Genomic DNA, 18,074 nt, shown 5'->3' on the forward strand with positions numbered 1-18,074 from the left:
TCCTTAGCCATTTGCGGTCAGTGCCTCGATATACGGACGGATTACAGTCCCACGCCACCACGCTCGGCTTGGTCAGCGATTTCGCCCGCAGTAGCCCTTCGTTGCCGCAGCGCCTCCTGCAGCCCCTCTATCGCTACGGATAGGCCAATCTTGTTGCGGTAGCGAAAGCAATCGGCAATCGTTTTGGCGATTCCATAAATTAACCGGAACGCCTTCAACGACATGGGTCTCGACGCTTTCATTGAGAAGGCTGTCTGTGAAACGCACGATACTCACAGCAGGGCCGTCCGGTTGCGGAGCCCAATCTTTGCGGCCTATGGCAAGCCAGATTTGTCTCGGAAGTTGATCCGTCAAGCCGTGGAAAGCGAGGGCCGAAACAAGGCAGATAACGGCTTTCGGGGCGCGTTTGGCAATCTCCGCCAGACTGTGGTTGGCATCGAGTTCCGCATCGGGAAGTTGATAAAGACCACGGGCAAGCCGCACGACTTCACCATCCCGTTCCATTCGGCTCATGGCAGCCGCCGTCACGCCTGCATTCCGCAGTTCCGCGAGACGTGCTATCCCCGCATTCAGCGAGCACGGTTCGGGCGATTTGGCGTTGTTTGATGGAAGCCAGCATTGATACAAAAACTCGGAGCCTAGACTCTATTATCCAAGGATTTGTATCACAGTCCCTAGACTTGGGAGAGCCGTCGACTGGCGAACTAGTTCGTTCGCGATCATCGATAACACCATCCCGTATCCTCGCACCCGCGGCAGTCCGCGCGCCGGCGGATTGCAGAAATTTCTGCTCCAACGGGATCAAGCTTGCAGTGTCGTACCTGAAACGCGGTTGCGTTCTGCCAGTTCCATTGCATGAGCTATAGACCACCTTTCTATAACTCATGGCTATCCATATTGATGAGCTATGGCAAGCTTGCCTATCGCTCATCCTGCCGATCGTCGCGGTTTGGGTAGGGCACGTGAGGTTTTGCGGCTACTAGAGAAAAGCGGCTTCGGGCCGCCACCGAGACGGCGGGCGCAGCAATGTACCTAGGCAAATGACGCTTAGTCCTCAATGCGATCTGCAATGAATTCCGGATCGAACAGGGCGCAGAGAGGCGAACGGCATCGCCGCAATAACCGCTCGAATCCGTCAGAAGGGCGTTCGAAACGTAGACTAGGGGCACCTGGCGGTAGGAGATAGGCGATTAGCGCCATCGATATGGTCCGACACATTCGCGACGGGGGCCGTAGTAAGGCTGGAACGTATTGTCGAATGCCCTGTACGTACGATAGCGCGCATAGCACCAACTCACATGGCCGCCGCCCTCATAGGCGACTGACGGTTCATACCCGCGGTACGGCCAATAAGAGCTATCTGGCCGGCGCTGATACCCGTAGAACGAGCCGTAATATGTAGCCCCGTAGGGACCGTAGTGAGGCCGTGTTAATGCGCCGCCGACGATTACACCGTAATCGCCGTATGGGCCCCCGCCTCCGTGACGCCATTGCACGGTTTCTGTTTGCTGCGGCAATTGGATCCCGGGTGGACTAATTGCCGGAAACGCTTGAGCTGGTGTGATGCCGAGAACGCTTATGATCAGTCCAAACGCTACCGGGCCGAACTTGTCCATGGTCTGCCCTGCTCCTCAACCGACGTTGAGCGTAGTATGACGACAATCGTTCCGTGTAGCTACAAGCAAATAGGTGCTCCCGAAGCGATCCTTGGCCACCTTGCACGCGACCAGCCGATGATGAAATGCCCCTTGGCAGACTTCTCTACAACTGTTGCGCCTTCGATGGTCGCTTTCGTGCCAAGGCAAAGACCTGTATCGGCTTCCCCCCACCAAAATGCGAAAACGCCGAGAACGGGAAAGGGCTATAGTTCTGCGGTAGCACCCTCTCTCCAGCTTTCAACCACCATACTTCGCCAAGCTGCGCAGAACCAAAGAGCGTTTTCGCATTTATCTATTTTGCGATACGACGCCAACTTTCGCCCGGCGAAGATAGGCACCCTGACCCGCAGCGCCGGTGAACGCCTCTCCATCAACGATGGTCGCGCCACGCAGGATGACGCGCACGGGCCAGCCCTGGACCTCAAGACCTTCATAGGGTGTGTAATCGGCGCCGTGATGCAGGATGTCGTTGGTGATGGTCACCTTCTTCGACGGATCCCAGAGGGCAATATCGGCATCCGAGCCGATCGCGATCGTGCCCTTCTGCGGATAGAGGCCATATTGCTTGGCATGATTGGTGGATGACAACGCCACAAAGCGGTTGATATCGATCCGGCCTTTGCTCACCCCTTCCGAAAACAGAATGGGCAACCGCGTCTCGACGCCGGGAATGCCGTTTGGAATCCAACGGAAATTCCGCTTGCCCTTCTCGTTGAGCTTGCCTCCCTCATCTTCGTAACGGAAGGGGCAATGATCGGACGAGAAAAGTTCGAACGTGCCATTCTGCAGGCCTTCCCAGCAGGCAATCTGGCTTTCCTTGTCCCGCGGCGGCGGCGAGCAAACGAATTTCGCGCCCTCAAGCTCGGCAGCATCGAGATCGTCTGCCGTCAACAGCAGATATTGCGGGCAGGTTTCGCCCGCGACCTTGCCGCCGCGCTTGCGGGCCCGCTCGATTTCTTCCATCGCCTGGCGGTTCGAGACATGGACGATGACAATCGACGTATCGACGATTTCGGCAAGCGAAAGCGCCCGATGCGTCGCCTCGCGCTCGGCCGCGGCAGGCCCGCTCAGCGCGTGGAATTTCGGCGCCAGATCGCCATTCCGCTCATGTTTGCCGATCAGATAGCGGATTGCGTCTTCATTCTCGCAATGGACCATGACGAGCGCGCCGGAACGGCGGGCGCTGTCCAATGTATCGAGGATCTGGTCGTCGCGCAGGCGAAGGTTCTCATAGGTCATGAAGACCTTGAGCGAGGTATAACCATCCTCGACAAGCGCCGGAAGCTCCTGCCCGAGCACATAGGCCGTGGGATCGCTGAGGATCAGATGAAACGATACGTCGATATGGCACTGGCCATCGGCCTTGGCATGGTAATCCTTCAGCGATTCACGCAGCGTCGTGCCCTTTTCCTGCAGGCAGAAAGGCAGGATCGTCGTGTTCCCGCCAAAGGCGGCCGAAAGGGTACCGCTCGCGAAATCGTCGGCCATGACGATCCCATCGCCCGAGGGTTGGGCGATATGGACATGGCTGTCGATGCCGCCGGGCATGACATAGAGGCCGGTGGCATCGATGATCTCATCGGCATCATCAAGACCAGCGGCCAGCGCAGCGATCTTTCCATCGCGAATCCCGACATCGCTACGAAACGTATCGCTCGCGGTGAAGACTGTGCCGTTCTTGATGATGGTATCGAAATGCATCAGGCAGCCCCCTTGTTCAGGCCGGCATTGTCGCGCCCCAAGATTTCATCAAGCGCCGCAATCAGTCCATCGACCTCGGCAACCGTGTTGTAATGCACCATGGAAACGCGCACGGCGCCATTGTACTGCGGCAGGCCAACATGGTCGCCAAGCCGCCGCGCGTGGAAATCGCCAAAACGGATTGCGATCTTATAGGCGTCCATGGCCTTGCAGATATCTTCCGAATTGCGCCCCTCGAAGACGAAGCTGATCGTCGGGATACGCCGGCCATTGCGGTTTGCCGTCTCGCCGATGATGCGGCAATCGTTGCGGCTGCGCAGATAGGTTAGCAGCCGATCCGTCAGCGCGTTTTCCTGAATGGTGATCGCCTCGAAGGCCGCAAGGATCAGTTGACGCGGCGAGCCCGAGGCGCCGGATTTTGCGCCGAGTTCGCAGAGATAATCGACGATCCCCGTGACCGAATAGGCGAGCTCGTAGTTCGGATTGCCCGGCTCCAGCTTTCCCGGAACCTTGTCGCGCCCATAGAAGAAGTGATAAAGCGGATCGAGCTCCAGAAGATAATCATATTTGCCGTACATCATCGCGTAGTGCGGGCCGTAAGTCTTGTAGAAGCTGAAGACGTAATAATCGACATCCATCGCTCGGACATCGACGGCGCGATGCGGCGCATAGGCGACGGCATCGACACAGATACGCGCGCCGCGCGCATGCACCATGGCCGCGATATCGGCGATCGGATTGATGGCGCCGAGAATATTGGAGACATGGGTGACGCAGACGAGCCTTGTCTTCTCGCTCATCAGTGGTTCGAGATCGGCAAGGTCGAGCTCATAGGTCTTGGTGTCGAGCGGCCAGAACTTGACGACGACGCCCATGTCGCGCAGCCCGTCCCAAGGCCCGATATTGGACTCGTGGTCCGAAATGGTAACTATGATCTCGTCGCCGGCCGAAAGCTGGCTGCGCATGGCGCGCGCCAGATTCTGCAGCAGCACCGTGGTCGAGCTCCCGAAGATGATTTCTTCCGGTCGCGCCGCGTTCACCAGATGTGTGGCGGCGACGCGGCTTTCAATCAACGCCTTCGCCGCCTGCTGCGACACGTCGTAGCTGCCGCCGATCTGGACGTTCTTGTCATAGAGGAACGTATTGATGCGCTCGACCGCGCGCTTCAGGATCTGCGAGCCTCCGGCATTGTCGAAAAACGTCCATCCATGCTGAAGCCCCGGGAACTGGCTCCTGACAAAGTCGATGTCGAGTGGGCGTTGCGTCTCCATGTGGTCCTCCGGAACCTTGTCTTTATTGTCAGTGATTGAGAACGGCGCGCAGGAAGCTCTTCGTGCGCTCCTCCCGCGGATTGTCGAATATCTCGGCGGGTGTGCCGGCTTCCACTATCCGGCCGCCATCCATGAAAATGACACGGTCGGCGACCTGACGGGCAAAGCCCATCTCATGTGTAACCACGATCATGGTGACGCCGGTGCCGGCGAGCGTGCGCATGACGTCGAGCACTTCGCCCACCATCTCCGGGTCGAGCGCCGAGGTGGGCTCGTCGAAGAGCAGTACGCGCGGCTCCATCGCCAGCGCGCGGGCGATCGCCACTCGCTGCTGCTGGCCGCCGGACAGCTGTTCCGGATACTTCTCCGCCTGCTCGGTGATACCGACGCGGGCAAGTAGTTCGCGCGCCTTGCGGGCGGCCTCATCAGGCGGTGTGCCGCGTACCCGCATCGGCGCGATCATGATGTTCTTCATGACCGTCAGATGCGGGAAGAGGTTGAAGGACTGGAACACCATTCCGACTTCTGCGCGCACTTGCGCCAGATTGCGCCCGCGCTCCACCTTGATGCCATCGACCTCGACGTGGCTGTCGTTTGCGAAGCTCTCCAGGTGGTTGATGCAGCGGATCAGCGTCGATTTACCGGAGCCCGAGGGGCCGATGACGCACACGACCTCGCCTTCGCCGATTGCCAGATCGATGCCGTGAAGGACCTGGAAATTGCCATAAGACTTGTTGAGGTTGTGGATATTGACAATGGTTTTCATCGACGCCTCCCGGCGCTGAAGCGTTTTTCGAGACGGGCAACGATGCTGACCAGCGGCCACAGGAACGCGACGTAGATGATGGCTGCGCCAATGAGCGGCGAGGGATTTGCCATCAATGCCTGCGCCTGCGTTGCCTGCTTCAGCAAATCGGGCATGGCGACAACGGACGCCAGCGCCGTATCCTTCATCACGTTGATGCAGTTGTTCGTCAGCGGCGGAATGACGATCTTGATCGCCTGCGGCAGAATGATTTCCACCATCATGTGACGATAGGAAAGTCCGAGCGCTTCCGAGGCCTCGAACTGGCCGCGCGGAATGGCTTCGATGCCGGCGCGAAAGATCTCCGCCGTGTAAGCCGTCGAAACGATCGTCAAGGCAGCGGCGGCCGAAAGGAACGGCGAGAGCCGGATGCCGACGAAAGGCAAGGCATAGTAGATCACGATGAGCAGCACTAGCAGCGGAATTGAGCGGAAGATGTCGATATAGATCTTGGCAAGCGCTTGGAGATACGTCGCGCCATAGAGGCGTAGGAGCGCGAGGATCAACCCACCCGCCAGGCCGCCAACGATGCTGACGACGCCAAGTTCGAGGGTGATCCAGAGGCCGGAGAGGAGCAGCGGAAAAGAGCGCTCCAGCACCGCCAGATTAAAAAAGGTCGTAAAGATATCCATTTAGGCACCGGTCGGTCGTTGTGGGGCGGATGGCGGACAAGCCGCCATCCGTGGCCTGAACCATCCGGCCTTACTTAGCAGCAGGCATGTCGGCGACCTTGATTGTAGAGGTCGTATCCTCGGCCTTCGCGCCGAACCAGGTTTCGTGCAGCTTGGCGATGAAGCCCTCGCCCTTCAGTGTCGTAATCACGTCGTTGACCTGCTTGGCCAACGGGTCGCCCTTGTTGAACATGATCGAGTATTTTTCGCCGGTCGGGATACGCTCGACGACCTTGATTGTCGGCTTGTCCTTTACGTAATACTGAAGCGCCGGAATATCGCTGATATAGCCATCGATGCGGCCGGCAGCGAGATCGAGCATGGCCGGTTGCAGGCCTTCGAAGCGGCGGATTTCGCCGAGGCTGTATTTGGCGGTGTTGGTGGTTGCCCACACGTCGCCAGTCGAACCCGTGTCGACGCCAACCACCTTGCCGCTCATGCCCGAGAGATCCTTGATGCCGGCGGTAGCCATGACAGTAAGCGACTGGTCGCTGTCATAGTAGGGCTGGGCAAAGCTAACCGATTCCAGGCGCTTCTCGGTGATGGTGATCGACGAGACGGCCATGTTGATTCGGCCCGACTGGACGGCAGAAAAGAGGCCGTTGAACGGGATGTTGACGAATTCGACGGACTTGTTGAGGCGCTTGGCAATTTCGGTGATGAGATCGACTTCAAAGCCGACGGTCTTGCCGGTTTCGTCCTGGAATTCCCATGGCACATTGCCGATATTGGCGCCGACGGAAAGATCGGCGGCAAGGGATGCATGGCTGGCGAAGGCGAGAACGCCCGAAATCACCGCAGTCTTCAGAAAGGAAAAATGACGCATCTAGGTTCCCCTTGTTTTATGGCGCGTATTTTTGCTAATGGTCTAACCGGTCTGACCAGTCAGGCCAAATCAATCATGGTATCTTGTCATTTGCAAGCGCGTGATGGATTTAAATGTACGGGGCGAACCAGACGCGCCGATCAGACGTCGGAGAAGCGCAAGAATGCTGAACAGGACTTTGGTGCCGCAATCGGCGGCCCGACTGATACAGGACATGATCCAGAGCGGCGAACTCGCCGCCGGTCAGAAGATTCCGTCGCAGCGTGATTTTTCCCTGAAGCTCGGCATCAGCCGGGCCTCGCTACGCGAAGCGCTGCTGACTCTCGAAACTCTGGGCTTGATCAAAACCGAAGCCGGCCGAGGCACCTTTGTTGCCGACCCTGGCGCCCCGGGAAGCAATATGGCACCCTGGCGCTACTCCGACACCTATTCGGTCTTCGACGTCTTCCAGACGCGCATCATGCTTGAGGGCAATATCGCCGCACTCGCCGCCGGACGCCTCACCGGCAATCAGCTGCAGGCGATGGAAGCGGCAACGAAGCAGATGGAGGATTGCTGGGCCAAACAGGATCTGCTGGCCAATGTCGAAGCCGATCTCGAATTCCACGGCATCATTGCGTCTGCCTGCAGCAATGCCATGCTGCGGGCGCTTTACCAAGTCGTGCGCGAGCAGCTGACGGAAACGCAGCGCCAACCGATTCCGATCACAGAGCCCGCGCGCATGCAGGCCTCGATCGCCGAGCATCGCCGCATCATTGCGGCTTTAAGCGACAATGATGCGGCACGCGCCCGCCTTGAAATGGAAACGCATGTACTCAACACGGCGCGCTGCGCGGGGCTGAACCCGTGAACTTCAGTGGCGCGGCCATCATGACGGTTTCGATCGAGCAGAGGTGCCCCCACAAGCAACGCGAGCCGCGTCAACAACGCCGGCCATATATCGCGGGCACGACTCGCCTAACCACTGTTGTTTCGCGTCGATCTCATCCGAACTCTTAGAGACCTCAGAGGCTTAGAAATCCCAGTCCTCGTCCTCGGCCGCCAGTGCCTTGCCAATGACATAGGAGAACTGTCTCGAATTTCTGATAGCTGTCGCCCTCTCGCTGCAAAAATCTGAATCCGCTCGAGTGAAGTCTGGGCAGTCATCTAGCTCGCGATCAACTGACAGACCTGACAAACTATCTCGTGGAAATTGGATGGAAACGGATGGATAAATAGTGCATGACAGTGTCCCAACAATTGGATGGGAATATGGAATTTCTAAACACGGCGACCGTGCGGATCACGCCCGAAATCCTGTCGCTGATAAATCGACGAATTCAAAGGTGCTTGGCGTTCTATCGGCCGGATCGCGCCTGAGGGGCTATCCAGCCTCTGGCGATCACAAAAAACTCTGGGGTGATCTAAGGAATTAAAAGGACATCCCTAGCGGGTGCTCGCGCCGAGTTCAGTCTTGCCACGGGTCAACGACGATCACGCCCGCATCATCGAAATCCTGAACATTACGCGTGACTACAGTTAAACCGTGAACGAGCGCGGATCGTCAGAGTAAGGCCGGACGCTGTCGGTCGAAATGACGTACGGTAGCAAGATGGGGAGACTAACGGCAGCAATCTCCGCATAAATGCGGAGATTATGCGTGCCATTCTCCGCATTTGTACCCTATCTTGAGACATGACCCATGTATGGCAGTCTGCCTACTGCCGCGATTCGAATGGAAACTCGATAACCTTGCATCAAGTCTTGCAACCGTACGCCTCGATTAGGGGCGCCTCATCGGCCGTGTGGAGAGCCTCGGCTTTCGTACGCGCGAGGCGACCTTTCTGCGAGCACTAGTCGACGACGTCGTCAGGTCGTCGGCGATCCAGGGAGAGCGTCTGGATGAACAACAGGTGCGGTCGTCGCTGGCACGGCGACTCCGTATTTATATCGACGGATTCGTGACGCCCGACCGCTCGGTTGAGGACATCGTCCATATCACGCTAGATACCACAATCGATTGCTCGGAACCACTGACGACGGAGCGGCTGTTTCAATGGCATGCGGCCCTTTTTCCGACCGGCCCCGGACCAGTTTCTCACTTTGCAGACGTCAGTATCCGGTGGATTCGGTGATCCGGAAGCGGGCGACGATATCGCCCTCGCACCACATCGGGAAATTGGTTCCCCACTTATTGTTGTGCAGATTGAAGCGGATGCCTTCGGCAAAGCTCGGGCGCGTCTTGCAGAAGGTCATGAAGTCCCAGCTCTGCGGCGCCACCAGCGGCGTATCCAGCGGCTCGATCGTCAAAGTGGAGGCCTCGCGCGCGGCAGCGACCGCCTGAAGCTGTGCCCCGCCACTTTCGGCAATGCGCTCCGATGAGTGCCAGAGGCCCATCTTGTTGAAACTCCAGTCTGATGCGCCGGCCGGCGTGAAAGACAGGAAACTTGCCTCCGGCATTCGGTTCGCGGGTTTGCCGCGCAACACGAACGCCAGAATCAACCCCTCCCCCTCCTCCATATGCAGCGACAAGATCGGCGGCGCGCCATACTGCCCGTTTGCCTGTTTGGGCATGGAGAGGACGGCGGAGGATCCCTCTGCAGCCGTCAGCACCGGCACGAAGACCTTGGAGAGACCGGCTCCAGAAGCGGCAAGACCCGGCTTGTCGTGGTCGAGGATCGCCCATTCCTGCCGATGCGTCAGATAGGTGTCCATATGCCGCGCCATGTCGGCGGCGTCGTAGCTCTCGTAGCGGTATGCGATCAGAGAACGTCGTCCCTCCGCGCCAGTTTGGCCTTCAATGGCACGTCCGGCGGGCGTGACAAGGGCCGTGAGATCTCCGGTTACCGGGTCGACATGAGCTTCCCATCGACCGGCACGGATCGTTCCGGCCCGAGCCGAAATCGCTGGCAGGGCGGGTGCGGCGAGCCTGGAAATGGCCGCTTCGGCCATCTTCCGGTCATCGCACCCAAGCATCGAGACAGCCTTGTCGATATAGGCCCGTTGCTCGGCCCAGGAAGCTTCCGAATAGGCAAACCGGTAGTCGGATGCCCGCGCAACTTCGAAGTCCTTCCGCGACCAGGCCTTGTCGTCCCTGAGATAGGTCTTGATGTCAACGCCGCACGTGTGTTCGGCGACCATTGCCAGGCCGCGCCCGAATGCGAGCCGGCTCGGTGTCAGCCCGTCGTCAGCGAAACGGTCATACTGGCGTTGCAATGCGAGGAACCGGGCGGTCTTTTGGGGATCCGTGGCGCTTCCGTGGATCCAGCTGTCGCCGAGTTCGATATCGAGCACCGGGAATTGTTCGCGGGCATCCCAGAGGATTGCGCCGTAATCTTCGAGTGTTGCGGCGCGTATGACAGCAGTTGGCGCCTTGTGGCGCATCTCGCGATAGACGTCCACAGTCTGAGCCACGCTCTGCGGGCCGATGTTGTCGCTGGTATGGGCAAAACTCAGTGCGTCGCTCATGCCTTCCGGAAAATAGGTCTCGCCATAGGAACGCTGGTACATGACGACGATCTCCTCGCCTCCAGGGGCTCGCCAGCGGAAGACATCCGGCACGTTCGGTGGTGGAGAGGCTGTGTTGACGCCCAGATGCAAGAAACGAATGCCGGCCTCGGCGAGCATCGGCACCATCCCGAGCGTATGACCCGGCACATCGGTCATCTTGGCGGCGATCGTCCTCTTGCCGAAACGGCGGTCGAGTTCCTGCGAATAGGAGAGGCCGGCACGGAAAAGCGCCGGGGACATCAGTTCCGTGTGCGTCGTGTAGGGCAGGCCGTGCCAGCGGATGAGACCGTGCTCTATCGCCTGTTCCAGACGCTTGACCTCTGCCGGCGAGCGGGAATTCAAATGATCCCAGATCAGCCATGCGCCAGTCGTCCAGATGAAGCGCGGCTCATCCGGGTTCTCGGCGAAGAAGTGCGCGCCCGTCTCGATTGCCTGTGGAATGAACCGGTCGTGATACTGTTTGCGGACCTTTTCCGCGTGATCGGTGAAGCCGATGTCGAGATGCGTCTTGAAGACCAGATGCACGCGCTTTTCTGTCATTTCCATTTCAATCAGCCGATCAATTTATATCAACCCACTGTGCCACGCACGACAAGCCGGGTGCCGAGCGTTTCAGTCAATGGACCGTCGTCGGGATTCCTGAGACGCCGGAGAATGAGGCGAACGAGGGCGCGGACGCGGTCCTCGAGATCGATCCGGACGGTGGTGAGATTGTAAGCTTTCCAGTGCGACTGCGGAATGTCGTCGAATCCGATGACGCTGACGTCGCCCGGCACCGAAAGGCCAAGATCGTGGCGCAGGGCATCAATCGCCCCGAATGCACCGACGTCGTTGGCGGCAAAGATCGCGTCCGCACCGTCCTCGACCCGGAAAAGGTCGAGCGTGGCGCGATAGGCCGTATCGTAGGTATAATCGCCATCAATGACTGTCGGCGGCTGCATACCGCGCTCGACGAGGATTTTGGTGATCATCAGCTCGCGCTCGCGGTTGGCGAGCGACTGGCGCTTGCCGCCGAGATAGGCAACGCGACGCACACCGTACCCCTGCAGCAGCGCAACGGCCTGCTCGATACCGTCCCGCTGGCGCACCAGCAGCCGGTCGTAAAGGCTGGAGGACGTGCCGGCAAATTGCGCACCGTCGTCGTAGCTCACGTAGATCGGCACGGCGCGGTCGAGAAAGCCGCTCAATACGTCGGCATCAACATTCTCCGTGAAGGCGATCACAGAATCGGGGTTGAAGCCGCGCATGTAGGTAAGCAGTGTCTGGTCCATGCTGAAATCGGCCTTGGCCTTGAACAGCAAGGTCGCGAAGCCTTCTGCCTGCAGCGCCGTCGTCAGCGCGTCGATCTCCTGGCTTTCCCAGGGTGAACAGACATCAGGTACGATCATGCCAACCAGATGCGAGCGGCGGGTAACAAGCGATCGGGCCGCCATGTCCGGCGTGTAATTCAGTTCGCGGGCAATCTGCAGGATTCGGTCGCGCTTTTCCGGCTTCAACGATGCATTCGGATTGAAAGCGCGGGACACGGCGACGCGCGAGACATTCGCTTCTCGGGCAACGAGATCCGCCGTGGCACGGGCGCTCTTTCTGTCATTTCGTGCGGTCATCAATGCATCAACAAAATGAAAACGTGTTCACTACTTTGGAACCTAAACAATAGTCGCGTCAAGGGCCAGCGATGTAATTCCTGCTGACAGCCGCGCAACTTGCGAACTTGTGGAGTCAAAATTGATTTCTCGTTCTCGAAGGCACTGTTGACAAAAGTGAAAACGTGTTCACTCTAAGGGCCGGGTGAGGCGAGGCACGCCGGGAGGAGGGTTCCGGCGGTCCGAATGCACCGAACCAACTTGTCCGGTAACGGACCAATTCGGGAGGAATTCACATGCGCAAGAGCATTCGTCTTCTGTTGCTGGGCGCTTCGGCGGTGATTGCGCTGTCGAGCCAGGCCATGGCGGCGACGGAACTCAACATCACCTGCCGCTGCGTCATCGGCGGCGTCAACAGCGGCATGGCGGAATGGATCGAGAAGAAGGTCATTCCCGCCTTTACCGCCAAGATGAAGGCAGACGGCAAGGATGTCACCGTCAAGCTCACTCAATTCGGCGGAGCTGACGAGCAGCTGACGCAGCAGCTCGCGCTGGACTTTTCCAGCGGCGCTGGCGCTGATGTTTCCGGCTTCGACGGCTTCCTCATTCCGAGCTTCGTTCAGGGCGGCCTCCTGAAGCCGCTCGATGAGATCGGCGGCGCCGATGTCGAAAAATGGGATGGCTGGGGCCATATTTCCGACGGCACCAAGGCGCTGATGAGCTATCAGGGCAAGCCCTATGGCATCGCGCTCGGCACCGATGCCCGTATGATCTTCGTCCGCAAGGACCTGTTCAAGAAGGCAGGTATTGACGCCGACGGCTGGCAGCCGAAGTCCTGGGCCGAACTGCTCGACGCCGCCCGTAAGCTGAAGGCGGCCGATCCAGCGAGTTTCCCGCTACAGATCAATGCCGGCGTCTCTATGGGCGAAGCCACCACGATGCAGGGCTACTGGATGGCTTTGCTCGGCACTGGCGAACAGGTGACTGACGAGAGCGGCAAATATATCGTGTCGAGCCAGGGCATTCTGGACACGCTCAATCTCTACAAGACCGTCTATGTCGACGACAAGCTTGGCGATCAACGCGCCCAGATGCTTGGCGATGGCCGCAACCGCACCTTCGCGAACTTCCGCGATGGCAAGACGGCGATGTTGATCGAAAGCGACTGGTTCTACCGTTCCGTTACCAAGCCGGGCGCGGAATTTGCGGTCGCGGACCGCGACAATGTGATGACTTGGAAGAAGATGCCGTCCGAACAGCCGGGCCGTGGCCTGCGCGGCCAGGATTTCGTCACCATTTCCGGCGGTACGGGGTTCGTCATCAATCCGCATACGGACGCGCCGAAAGAGTCCTGGGCGCTGCTCTCCTTCATGAACAGCCAGGAACAGCTCACCGCCTTTCAGGATATCCAGCCGGCCATCCGCATTCGCGACGATGTCGCGATCCCGAATTCGCCGTTCCTGACGGAAACCGCCAAGACGCTGCTGCCGTTCACGACAGCCCGACCGAACGACGCCAACTACAACAAGGTCTCCGCCGAAATCCAGCGCATGACCGAGGCCGTCGTTTCAGGCGAACTGACACCGGAAGCCGCGATGAAGCAGTACAAGGAAGCAGTCACCGCCATCGTTGGCGAAGAGAACACGATCAGCCGTCTCTGATCACCAAAATCAAACGGAGGCCGGTCGGCAAGGTCCGGCCTCCGCGTCGCGGCACGCGCTGCCACGGGGTAATCGCGCATGAAAAAATTCTCCCTGCTTTCCACGCGCGCGGGCGCTGTGTTTCTCGCCCCCGCCGCCGCGCTGGTCGGCGTTTTCGTCATCATCCCGTTCTTCTGGGTGATCGTCGTTTCCTTCACAAACAAAACGCTACTCGGCCGCACGGCCCTCGATCCCGATTTTGTCGGGCTGCAGAACTATTTTACGCTGTTCAACCCCGCGACGTTCTTTACGCGCGGCCAGTTCGGCTTTTCGCTGATCCTGACGGTCCAGTTCGTGTTATTTTCGGCACTGATCGGCCAGGCCTTGCTCGGGCTCATCCTTGCCTGGCTCAGCCAGTCCGTCTCGCCGACGCTCAAGAATTTCCTGCAGACGGCTGTCATCGCTGCCTGGATCCTGCCGGAAGTGGTGATCGGCTTCGCCTGGTTCGCCTTCCTCGATTACGACAATGGTACACTGAACATGATCATGCGCGGCCTCGGTCTGCCGCCGGGCGACTTGCTGCTGCAACAGCCTTTCTGGGTCATCGTGGTCTTCAACACCTGGCGGGGCGCGGCCTTCTCCATGATGCTGTTCAACTCCGCCTTCCAGTCGATACCGCCAAGCTATTTTCAGGCGGCCGATGTTGCCGGTGCGAGTTCGTGGCAGAAGCTGCGCGATATCGCCCTGCCGCTGATACGCGGCCATGTGGTGACGGATCTCATCCTGATCACCATGTGGACATTCAACGTCTTCACGCCGTTCCTGCTGACCAGCGGCGGCCCCTCCTACCGGACCGAGCTGCTGTCGATCTACACCTACCGGGTTGCCTTCAAGGACTTCGAATTCGGTCGCGGCGCGGCAGTCGGTGTCATCATCATGCTGATCAACCTCGCCTTCGCGCTTGTCTACCTGCAAATCGCCAAGAAGAAGAAGGCGGAGGCCGAGTGATGCAGATTTCTCGCAGCATCTATATGCGCCGCGCGGTCTTTTCGGTCGTCGCCTCGCTGATCGGGGTGGTCTTCGCCCTGCCGCTTGTGTGGTTCATCTTCGCGCCGTTCAATGCGCGTGCAGAACTCGGCCTTGCCATTCCGTCGCCGTTCACGCTGTCCAATTTCGTGACCGTGTTCCAGAACAGCTTCGCGATGCACGCGCTCTTGAACAGCCTGATCCAGGCCTTTGGGGGTGTCATTCTGGTCGGCGGCGCGGCTACACTTGCCGCCTATGCGCTGTCGCGATCGTCCATTCCCGGCAAGGGCGCGGTCACCTATATCCTCCTGCTTTTCTCCTCGGTCGTGTCCGGCTCGGCAGCCATGGTGCCGATCTTCCTGATCATCTCGGCAATCGGACTGATCGACACGCATCTCGCCGTCATCCTGGTGTTCGCTGGCGGGCTGTTGCCGACCGCCATGTTCATCCTGCGTGACTTCATCGACGCCATTCCGCGATCCTATGAGGAAAGCGCCATGGTGGCCGGCGCCTCACCGATCCAGGCTTTTTTCGATGTGGCGCTACCGGTCATCCGGCCCGGGATCGTCGTGGTCGTCGTCTGGGCCTTTGTGAACATCTGGGGAAGTTTCCTCATCCCGTTCATCCTGCTGCGCAAGGACACGCTGATGCCGGCTTCGGTCGCCATCTATTCCTTCTATTCGGAGGCCGGTACGCCGATCGTCACGTTGCTCGCCGCCTATTCGCTCATCTACTCGCTGCCCGTCATTGTGCTTTACCTATTCGTCAACTGGAAGTTTGGCTTCCGGTTCTTCGGCGGCATCAAGTCGTAATTGGACCTTTCTCATGGCTTCAGTCGAATTCCAGAACGTCTCCAAAACATTCGGTTCGTTTACCGCGGTGCCGGACATCAGCTTCTCGATCGCCGATGGCGAATTCGTCTGCCTGCTCGGCCCTTCCGGCTGCGGCAAGACGACGAGCCTGCGAATGATTGCCGGCCTTGAAACTCCTTCCGCCGGCAAGGTCCTGATCGGCGGCAAGGACGTCACTTATCTGCATCCCAAGGATCGGCAGATCTCAATGGTCTTTCAGGACTATGCGCTCTATCCGCATATGAATCTCGCCGACAATATCGCCTATCCGCTGAAGGTGCGCGGCGAGACCGAGAACAAGCGACATGCACGCGCCAGAGAAGTGGCCGACGTCCTGAAGATCGGCGACCTGATGAGGCGACTGCCGAGTCAGATTTCAGGCGGTCAACAGCAGCGCACCTCGCTTGCTCGTGCGCTCGTCTATCCGAGCCAGGTCTATCTCTTCGACGAGCCGCTTTCAAACCTCGATGCCAAGCTCCGCCTCGAGGCCCGCGGTTTCCTCAACCACCTGCAGCGCGACATGGGCATGACCGCCGTCTACGTGACCCACGATCAGGCCGAGGCCATGGCGCTTGCGACCCGCATCGCCGTCATGGACAAGGGCCGGATCGTGCAGTTCGCGCCGCCAATCGAGATTTATCGCCGGCCGGCTACGACATTCGTGGCAAATTTTGTCGGCAATCCACCGATGAACCTCGTGCCGGTGGCGGCACTGGTCGATGGCGGGCAACTGCGATTGCGCGCGGACGGCCTGACCCTGCCGAGCCTGCCTGTGTCCGATGCCATCGCCAAGGCTGCGGCGAAAGGCAAGATGACGCTCGGAATTCGCCCGGAACACCTGCGAATGGCTGAAGCGGGCGACGCCAATACGATTGCCGGAAAGCTGTTTGCCAACGAGAACATGGGGCCGGAAAGTCTGGTTACGATGGAACGCGCAGATTCCGGGCGGGTGACCGCGCGCATCTTCACCGACGACGAAATACGCACCGGCGATCAGGTCACACTCTCCTTCGATACCCGCCACGTGACGCTGTTCGACGAGACCGGCGCCCGTATTCCGGCAATAGGCGAGTAAGCCATCATGGTCGAAATCACCGTTCACGTGACCCCGGCTGATCAGGCCGCCGATCCATATTTCTACGTGCCCGTCGATATTCCCGCCGACACGACACGCATCGACGTGACGATGACCTACCCGAAGGCTGACAATTGCATCATCGATCTCGGAATGCTCGATCCGCATGCCGGCGATTATCCGACCACGGCCGGTTTTCGCGGCTGGAGCGGCGGGGCGCGGGATCGTTTCTTCGTTGCGACCGATGATGCGACACCGGGCTACATTCATGGTGAAATTCCGGCCGGCGTATGGAAGGTGATGCTCGGCCTCTACAAGGTACCGCCCGACGGTGCCGATGTGCGGCTGACAGTCGTCTTCGACAGCGCATCGCGCGAACTCTTGCCACCGCCGGCGCGAACTTTCCCGGTACGTCAGGGCGCGGGCTGGTATCGCGGCGACCTGCATTGCCACACCTTTCATTCAGATGCGGCCGGCTCGCCCGAACTCCTGCACGCTGCGGCCAAGCAGGCAGGCCTCGATTTCCTTGCGATCGCCGACCACAACACGATCACCCAGCGACGCTATTTCCATCCGCATTCCTCGGCGGAACTGATTTTTGTGCGTGCGATGGAAATCACCACCGCCGTCGGACATGCCAATGTCTATGGCGTCGATGAATGGATAGATTTCCGCATGACGAAGCCTGAGCATGCCCATACGCTCTCGCGTCTTGTTCATGACCATGGTGGCCTTCTTTCGATCAACCACGACAAACCGACGATCCAGTGGGACTATGACCTGCCCAGGATCGACTGTATGGAAGTCTGGCAATCTCACTGGATGGCCTGGAACTGGGTATCGCTCGCCCGTTATCAGGACCGACTAGCCTCTGGCCTCAAGATTTCCGCGATTGGCGGCAGCGACTTTCATCAGCCTGCACGGCTGATGCCGGAAGGACCGCTGGCTCTGGCCCGCCCGACCACGGTGCTATGGCTCGATGAACTTTCAGAAGACGCGATCCTTGCCGCCATGAAGGCCGGGCGCGGTTACGTAACAGAAAGCCCAACCGGTCCGCACCTTGCTCTGACCGTCAATGGCCAGCCGATGGGGTCGACGACGCAGGCCGAAGTTACCGCAACGGCGGAAACGAAACGCGCAAAAGGCGATACGCTCGTATGGATCGACGCGACCGGCATACTTTCGACCGAGACGATAGGTTCCGATGATTGGACCGGTGGCTTCACCGGCAGGCCGAAGGCTTTTCTGCGCACTGAAATCATCGCTGCTGCAAGCCGCGAAGGCTTGATTTCCGAATTCTCCGCCGCGCTCGAAGGACGTTCGCTCCCTTGGCAACTGCGGAGCGTCGAGATGGCAAGCCAGCCGATCCGCCGGGCGATCAGCAACCCGGTCTATGTGAAAGCCCTCTTATGTTGAACCGGATTCTGTGAACTGGAAAAAGAAGGGGTTTCGAAAGTCCATTTAGGCGCTATCGT

General features: G+C 59.2%; 15 protein-coding genes and 2 pseudogenes. 7 read left to right on the plus strand and 10 right to left on the minus strand.

The features are described from left to right. Window positions 1-3: 3 nt before the first annotated feature. The 7 genes and pseudogenes from AS026_RS05390 to AS026_RS05415 form a co-directional block, all read right to left on the minus strand. A pseudogene (locus AS026_RS05390) lies at window positions 4-619 on the minus strand (type IV toxin-antitoxin system AbiEi family antitoxin domain-containing protein). A 571-nt stretch (window positions 620-1,190) separates the two neighbouring features. After that, a complete protein-coding gene (locus AS026_RS39400) occupies window positions 1,191-1,616 on the minus strand; it encodes a BA14K family protein (RefSeq protein WP_082728445.1) in 426 nt (141 codons plus the stop codon). A gap of 330 nt (window positions 1,617-1,946) precedes the next feature. Next, window positions 1,947-3,359 carry a dihydropyrimidinase gene (gene hydA / locus AS026_RS05395; protein ID WP_062368855.1) on the minus strand — a complete coding sequence of 471 codons (1,413 nt, stop codon included), beginning with the start codon at window positions 3,357-3,359 and terminating at the stop codon, window positions 1,947-1,949. Further along, the gene (locus tag AS026_RS05400; RefSeq protein WP_062368856.1) at window positions 3,359-4,630 is read right to left on the minus strand and encodes a cysteine desulfurase-like protein; all 1,272 of its coding nucleotides are present in this window, start codon (window positions 4,628-4,630) and stop codon (window positions 3,359-3,361) included. Before AS026_RS05400 ends, hydA begins: the two co-directional genes overlap by 1 nt. A 28-nt stretch (window positions 4,631-4,658) precedes the next feature. Next, on the minus strand, window positions 4,659-5,396 hold the full coding sequence (locus tag AS026_RS05405; RefSeq protein WP_025662401.1) for an amino acid ABC transporter ATP-binding protein: 738 nt from the start codon (window positions 5,394-5,396) through the stop codon (window positions 4,659-4,661). Then, window positions 5,393-6,067, minus strand: a complete 675-nt coding sequence (locus tag AS026_RS05410) for an amino acid ABC transporter permease (RefSeq protein WP_062368857.1) — start codon at window positions 6,065-6,067, stop codon at window positions 5,393-5,395. Before AS026_RS05410 ends, AS026_RS05405 begins: the two co-directional genes overlap by 4 nt. A 70-nt stretch (window positions 6,068-6,137) precedes the next feature. Next, window positions 6,138-6,932 carry a transporter substrate-binding domain-containing protein gene (locus tag AS026_RS05415; RefSeq protein WP_018116614.1) on the minus strand — a complete coding sequence of 265 codons (795 nt, stop codon included), beginning with the start codon at window positions 6,930-6,932 and terminating at the stop codon, window positions 6,138-6,140. 163 nt (window positions 6,933-7,095) lie between these two features. Here AS026_RS05415 and AS026_RS05420 point away from each other — a divergent pair, with 163 nt between their 5' ends. Beyond that, window positions 7,096-7,782 (plus strand): FadR/GntR family transcriptional regulator, encoded by a 687-nt coding sequence (locus tag AS026_RS05420; protein ID WP_018857933.1) that lies wholly within the window; start codon window positions 7,096-7,098, stop codon window positions 7,780-7,782. Window positions 7,783-8,379: 597 nt separating this feature from the next. On the opposite strand, the pseudogene AS026_RS43080 reads toward AS026_RS05420, so the two are convergent. Beyond that, window positions 8,380-8,472, minus strand: a pseudogene (locus AS026_RS43080) (VapC toxin family PIN domain ribonuclease); the annotation flags it as partial. A gap of 235 nt (window positions 8,473-8,707) precedes the next feature. Between AS026_RS43080 and AS026_RS44420 the strand changes: the two are divergent. After that, complete coding sequence (locus tag AS026_RS44420; protein WP_082728446.1) at window positions 8,708-9,046, plus strand: DUF4172 domain-containing protein; 339 nt, start codon at window positions 8,708-8,710, stop codon at window positions 9,044-9,046. Here the strand turns inward: AS026_RS44420 and AS026_RS05430 are convergent. Beyond that, window positions 9,024-10,961 carry a DUF5054 domain-containing protein gene (locus AS026_RS05430; protein WP_062368859.1) on the minus strand — a complete coding sequence of 646 codons (1,938 nt, stop codon included), beginning with the start codon at window positions 10,959-10,961 and terminating at the stop codon, window positions 9,024-9,026. The genes AS026_RS44420 and AS026_RS05430 overlap by 23 nt on opposite strands. Before the next feature lie 29 nt (window positions 10,962-10,990). Further along, the gene (locus AS026_RS05435) at window positions 10,991-12,028 is read right to left on the minus strand and encodes a LacI family DNA-binding transcriptional regulator (RefSeq protein WP_062368860.1); all 1,038 of its coding nucleotides are present in this window, start codon (window positions 12,026-12,028) and stop codon (window positions 10,991-10,993) included. Window positions 12,029-12,303: 275 nt separating this feature from the next. Between AS026_RS05435 and AS026_RS05440 the strand changes: the two genes are divergently transcribed. The 5 genes from AS026_RS05440 (at window position 12,304) to AS026_RS05460 (ending at window position 18,015) form a co-directional block, all read left to right on the plus strand. Next, window positions 12,304-13,668, plus strand: coding sequence for an extracellular solute-binding protein (locus AS026_RS05440; RefSeq protein WP_062368861.1), 1,365 nt, complete (start codon window positions 12,304-12,306; stop codon window positions 13,666-13,668). Window positions 13,669-13,746: 78 nt separating this feature from the next. Then, window positions 13,747-14,655 (plus strand): carbohydrate ABC transporter permease, encoded by a 909-nt coding sequence (locus AS026_RS05445; RefSeq protein WP_062368862.1) that lies wholly within the window; start codon window positions 13,747-13,749, stop codon window positions 14,653-14,655. Beyond that, window positions 14,655-15,485 carry a carbohydrate ABC transporter permease gene (locus AS026_RS05450; RefSeq protein ID WP_018857924.1) on the plus strand — a complete coding sequence of 277 codons (831 nt, stop codon included), beginning with the start codon at window positions 14,655-14,657 and terminating at the stop codon, window positions 15,483-15,485. The genes AS026_RS05445 and AS026_RS05450 overlap by 1 nt, the downstream gene beginning before the upstream one ends. A 13-nt stretch (window positions 15,486-15,498) precedes the next feature. Further along, window positions 15,499-16,599, plus strand: coding sequence for an ABC transporter ATP-binding protein (locus AS026_RS05455; protein ID WP_062368863.1), 1,101 nt, complete (start codon window positions 15,499-15,501; stop codon window positions 16,597-16,599). 6 nt (window positions 16,600-16,605) lie between these two features. Next, a complete protein-coding gene (locus tag AS026_RS05460) occupies window positions 16,606-18,015 on the plus strand; it encodes a CehA/McbA family metallohydrolase (RefSeq protein WP_062368864.1) in 1,410 nt (469 codons plus the stop codon). Window positions 18,016-18,074 lie beyond the last annotated feature (59 nt).

The organism is Rhizobium altiplani, from assembly GCF_001542405.1.
Taxonomy (GTDB): Bacteria; Pseudomonadota; Alphaproteobacteria; order Rhizobiales; family Rhizobiaceae; genus Rhizobium; species Rhizobium altiplani.